The organism is Pseudomonas sp. PF05, assembly GCF_056521845.1.
This window is the reverse complement of the sequence record NZ_JBWLPW010000059.1, coordinates 1-1,518: the sequence shown is the minus strand read 5'-3', so window position 1 is coordinate 1,518 and position 1,518 is coordinate 1. Positions and strand designations below refer to the sequence as shown.

Genomic DNA, 1,518 nt, shown 5'->3' with positions numbered 1-1,518 from the left:
TCGGCTGGGCAGGGCGATCCCTATGTCTTGCACGCGCAGTTTGCCTTTGACAACCGTGAGCGCCTCGACGCGTTCACCCAGGCCCTGCAAAGCGTCATCGATCGTCACGACATCTTGCGCACCGCCATCCTCTGGGAAGGTCTCGACGCGCCTCGACAAGTGGTCTGGCGCGAAGCGCGGCTGGGCCTTGAAGAGCTGGTGCTGGACCCACAGGCCGGAGCGATCACCCAGCAGCTGCAGCACCGATTCGACGTCCGGGACTACGCCCTTGATATGTCCCAGGCACCGCTGATGCGCCTGGCCTTTGCCCAAGACACACCCAACCAGCGCTGGGTGGCGATTTTGTTGTTCCATCACATCGCCCTCGATCATGCGGCGCTGAAAGTGGTACAGGCCGAGATGCAGGCATACCTGCTGGGGCAGGTCGGTCAACTGGACGTCCCGGTACCGTACCGCAACTACGTGGCCCAGGCTCGCTTGGGTGTGGATCATCAAGGGCAGGAAGCCTTCTTCCGCGACATGCTCGGCGACGTAGACGAACCCACGCTGCCGTTCGGTTTGCAGCCGGTGCAGGGTGACAGCGATGACATCGAGGATGCGAGCCTGCTGCTCGACAGCGATCTGAGTCGTCGGCTGCGGCGCCTGGCACGCCAGTCAGGCGTGGGCGTCGCTAGCTTGCATCACTTGGCCTGGGCACGCGTGCTGGGACAGGCGTCCGGCAAGCAGAACGTGGTGTTTGGTACGGTGCTGATGGGCCGGATGCAGGGCGGCCAGGGGGCTGACCGTGCCTTGGGCATGTTCATCAACACCTTGCCCCTTCGTGTGAGCGTGGGCGACCAGGCCGTCAAGACCGGCATCAAGGCGGTCCACGGGCAATTGACCGCACTGTTGGGGCATGAGCACGCCTCGTTGGCACTGGCCCAGCGTTGCAGCAGCGTGGCTGCGCCGCTGCCGCTGTTCAGCGCGTTGTTGAACTACCGCAACTCCAGCGAACAGACCGATACCGAGGCGGCATTGTCGGCCTGGCAGGGCATCGAGACACTGGGGGGCGAAGCACGTACCCACTACCCCTTGACGCTGTGTATCGACGACTTGGGTGAAGATTTCGCCCTGACCGTCCTGGCCACGAGCGGTGTCGGTGCGCAGCGAGTCTGTGCCTACATGGCAACCGCGCTGCAAAGCCTGGCCACGGCATTGGAATCCACCCCGGCATCGCGCTTGCAGGCCCTGGTGGTAGTGCCGCAGGCCGAGCGTCAACAGGTATTGATTGACTTCAACGCCACCACTCGCCGCTATCCCCAGGACAGGACCGTCCATGGCCTGTTCGAGGCGCAGGTCACGCAGCGTCCGCAAGCCATTGCGGCCGCACACAATGCCCAAAGCCTGACGTACACCGAGTTGAACCACCGGGCCAATGGCCTGGCCCGTCATCTGGTCGGCCTGGGTGTGCAACCGGGCGATCGGGTGGCGATTGCCCTGGAGCGTTCGCTCGAGCTGTTGGTCAGCCAACTGGCGATC

Annotated in this window: 1 protein-coding gene; it reads left to right on the top strand. The window is 64.1% G+C overall.

Annotation, left to right across the window (positions count from 1 at the left end):
• The coding region (locus AC09SL_RS29405) for a condensation domain-containing protein (protein ID WP_479571995.1) at positions 1-1,518 on the top strand (1,518 nt) is incomplete at both ends.